Origin of the sequence: Mesorhizobium sp. M7A.F.Ca.CA.004.06.1.1, assembly GCF_003999135.1 — a bacterium.
Classification (GTDB): domain Bacteria; phylum Pseudomonadota; class Alphaproteobacteria; order Rhizobiales; family Rhizobiaceae; genus Mesorhizobium.
Genome location: NZ_RZPQ01000590.1, coordinates 1 through 3,724, shown reverse-complemented (window position 1 = coordinate 3,724; position 3,724 = coordinate 1). Strand labels below are relative to the sequence as shown.

The window sequence follows — 3,724 nt, the reverse complement described above, 5'->3', positions numbered from 1 at the left end:
GCCCAGCATTGTCGAGAAACCGAGCAGGAGGAAAGCCAGCGTGGCGATGCCCAGCAGGCGCCCGGGCATATCGATATAGGCGTCATAGAAAAAAATATCGCCGACCACGAACACCAGGCTGACCGCCCATGTCAGCAGGAACTTTTCCGAGCGAGCGGTCAGCCACATGCCAAACAAGGTCAGGCTCAGGCAGGCAGCGGAAAAACCGACAGCCAGCAGAAGTGAAGTGTAGTCGAGCGACATGCCCCTCGTCCTTGCCCGCGGCGGCCCAGATTTGCGACTGGTTCAGCTGGATTCATGCAGCAAGGAGGTATCGATAAGGTTACGACGATGGCGAAGATGCCATGATTCCGCAGCGTCAGGGCACCGACAGATCCTGGTCCACCCGCTTCATCAGTGCCATGGCGCCGAACGGCGCGCGCACCTTGCCCTCCGTGATGAAGTAGACGAACACGTCGCGCGGCTTGACCGGCGCATCGGTGGCGGGGTCGGCGCGCCGCAGGTCGGCCGGCTGCTTGCCTTGCGCCCAGATCTTTACCCGCGCGGCCCATTCATCGAGGCCTTTCGGCGTGTAGCAGTCGGGATTGTCATCGCTGCCGGTCTGCAGCCGGGCGTAGACGAAATCGGCGGTGACGTCGGCGATATCGGGATATTTGGCATGGTCGGCGTAGACGATCGCGGCCTTGTATTTTCGGGCAAGTGCTGCGAATTCCGGCACGACAAAACTGTCGTTGCGGACTTCGAGCGCATGGCGCAGCGCAACGCCGTCCTGCTTTTCCGGCAGCAGTTTCAAAAAGGCTTCGAAATCGTCCGGATCGAATTTCTTGGTCGGCGCGAACTGCCACAGGATCGGCCCGAGCTTTTCCCCGAGTGCGGCAACGCCCGAGCCGAGGAAGCGCGTCATCGATTCGCCGGCCTCGCCCAGCACGCGCCGGTTGGTGACGAAGCGGTTGCCCTTTAGCGAGTACACGAAACCGTCCGGCGCCTCGTTGGCCCATTTGACGAAGGTCGGTTCCTTGAAGCTGGAATAGTAAGTGCCGTTGACCTCGATGCTCGGCACCTGGCGAGTGGCGTAGTTCAGCTGCTTGGCCTTGGAGAGCTTGTCGGGATAGAAGGACGTATCCCAAGGCTCAAAGGTCCAGCCGCCCATGCCGGCGCGGATCGTTCCCGATGTGCTCATTGTCATCCTCCCAAGTTCAGAAATCAGGCCGCTGTGCTCTCGTGGACCGATTTCGCCATGTCGACCAGCACCCATCCCGGCCGGTAGGGATTGGGCCGGCGACCCGTTTCGTGGAAACCATAGGCCAGATAGAGCGCGATGTTCCGTTCCATCCTGGCGTTGGTGTAAAGCCGCACCTCGGGCAGGCCCCAGAGACGGGTCAGCTCATCCGCGTGTTTCAGCAGCGCAATGCCGAAGCCCTTGCCCTGAAAGTCAGGAGAGACCGCGACGGAGAAGATCATCGCGTGGTCGTCATGCCGTTCCAGCGTGATCAGTCCGGCAAGTCCGCCGCCACTTTCCAACACCCACACCTCACCACGCGCGATGCGCGGCGCGTAGTCCTCGGTGACTGGGATCGGCGGTGCGCCTAACAGTGCAGTGTAAGGCGCATAGGCCGCTTGCGTCAGCGAGACGACGGTTTGGAGATCACCGGCAAGCGCTCTTCTGATTTTCATTCAAAAGCTCTCCAGGCGCCAACCGGTCCGATCACTCCGCCGCTTCGCGCTTGCCTCCGGGGCGCCGCTCCAGAAGCTCCTTGAGGAACTGGCCGGTGTAGCTGCGCTTCTCGCGCACGATCGCTTCCGGCGTGCCGGAGGCAACCAGTTCGCCGCCGCCGTCGCCGCCTTCGGGGCCGAGGTCGAGCACCCAGTCGGCGGTCTTGATCACTTCGAGATTGTGCTCGATGACCACCACCGTGTTGCCCTGGTCGACCAGTTCATGCAGCACTTCCAACAGCTTGGCGACGTCGTGGAAATGCAGGCCGGTGGTCGGCTCGTCGAGGATATAGAGCGTCTTGCCAGTTGCCTTGCGCGACAGTTCCTTGGCCAGCTTGATGCGCTGCGCCTCGCCGCCTGACAGCGTCGTCGCCTGCTGGCCGATATGGATGTAGCCAAGGCCGACCTGCTTCAGCGTGTCGAGCTTGTCGCGCACGCCGGGCACGGCGGCGAAGAAGTCGACGCCTTCCTCGACCGTCATGTCGAGCATATCGGCGATCGACTTGCCCTTGAACACGACGTCGAGCGTCTCTCTGTTGTAACGCTTGCCGTGGCAGACGTCGCAGGTGACGTAGACGTCGGGCAAAAAGTGCATCTCGATCTTGATGACGCCGTCGCCCTGGCAGGCTTCGCAGCGGCCACCCTTAACGTTGAAGGAGAAGCGGCCGGGCTGGTAGCCGCGCGCTTTGGCCTCCGGCAGGCCGGCGAACCAGTCGCGGATTGGCGTGAAGGCGCCGGTATAGGTGGCGGGGTTCGAACGCGGAGTCCTGCCAATGGGCGACTGGTCGATGTCGATGACCTTGTCGAGGAATTCGAGGCCCTCGATGCGGTCGTGGTCGGCCGGGTGCTCGCGCGAGCCCATGATGCGGCGCGAGGCAGCCTTGAACAGGGTTTCGATCAGGAAGGTCGACTTGCCGCCGCCCGACACGCCGGTGACGGCGGTGAAGGTGCCGAGCGGTATTTCGGCGGTGACGTTCTTCAGATTGTTGCCGCGCGCGCCGACGATCTTCAGGCGGCGGTTCTTCTTCGCTTCACGCCGCACGCCGGGCGTCGCCACTTCGAGCGCGCCGGACAGATATTTGCCGGTGATCGAATTGGGATTGGCCATAACCTGCTGCGGGGTGCCCTGGGCGATGATTTCGCCGCCATGGATGCCGGCGGCCGGACCCATGTCGACGACATAGTCGGCATGCAGGATGGCGTCCTCGTCATGCTCGACGACGATCACCGTGTTGCCGATGTCGCGCAGGTGCTTCAGCGTATCGAGCAGGCGGGCATTGTCGCGCTGGTGCAGGCCGATCGACGGCTCGTCCAGCACATAGAGCACGCCCGTGAGACCGGAGCCGATCTGCGATGCCAGCCGGATGCGCTGGCTCTCGCCGCCCGACAGCGTGCCGGAATTGCGCGACAGCGTCAGGTAGTCGAGCCCGACATCGTTGAGGAAGCGCAGCCGCTCGCGGATCTCCTTGAGCACCCGCACCGCGATCTCGTTCTGCTTGTCGTTGAGCGACGCGGGCAGGTCGGTGAACCACTGGTCGGCCTTGCGGATGGAAAGCTCGGTGACTTCGCCGATATGTCTGCCTGCGATCTTCACCGCCAGCGACTCCGGCTTCAGCCGATACCCCTTGCAGGCCGGGCAGGGCGTGGCCGACATGAAGCGCTCGATCTCTTCACGCATCCAGGCGGATTCGGTCTCTTTCCAGCGCCGCTCGAGATTGGGAATGACGCCTTCAAAGGTCTTGGTGGTCTTGTAGGAGCGCAGGCCGTCATCATACTGGAAGGTGATTTCGCGCTCACCCGTGCCGTGCAGGATAGCTTCCTTGGCCTCTTCGGACAAATCCTTGAACTTGTCGCCAAGCTTGAAGCCATAGGCCTTGCCCAGCGCTTCCAGCGTTTGCGCGTAATAGGGGGACGTCGATTTCGCCCACGGGCTGACGGCGCCGTCGCGCAGCGAGATGTTCTCGTCCGGCACGATCAGATTGCCGTCGATGGCGCGCTGGCTGCCGAGACC

3 protein-coding genes and 1 pseudogene are annotated in these 3,724 nt (G+C 62.9%); all 4 read right to left on the bottom strand.

The features are described from left to right. Positions 1 to 243, bottom strand: a pseudogene (locus tag EN906_RS26375) (GGDEF domain-containing protein); the annotation flags it as partial. A gap of 115 nt (positions 244 to 358) precedes the next feature. Next, entirely contained in the window at positions 359 to 1,180 is an 822-nt protein-coding gene (locus tag EN906_RS26370) for a DUF72 domain-containing protein (protein ID WP_127270120.1), read from the bottom strand. Between the two features lie 23 nt (positions 1,181 to 1,203). After that, entirely contained in the window at positions 1,204 to 1,674 is a 471-nt protein-coding gene (locus EN906_RS26365) for a GNAT family N-acetyltransferase (protein ID WP_127270122.1), read from the bottom strand. 31 nt (positions 1,675 to 1,705) lie between these two features. Beyond that, positions 1,706 to 3,724, bottom strand: a 2,019-nt coding sequence (gene uvrA / locus EN906_RS26360) for an excinuclease ABC subunit UvrA (protein ID WP_127375485.1), incomplete at its 5' end; no start/stop codon positions are given.

Coding starts and splice junctions, on each gene's coding strand:
- EN906_RS26370 (WP_127270120.1), bottom strand. CDS start 1,180: ATGAGCACATCGGGAACGATCCGCGCCGGCATGGGCGGCTGGACCTTT.
- EN906_RS26365 (WP_127270122.1), bottom strand. CDS start 1,674: ATGAAAATCAGAAGAGCGCTTGCCGGTGATCTCCAAACCGTCGTCTCG.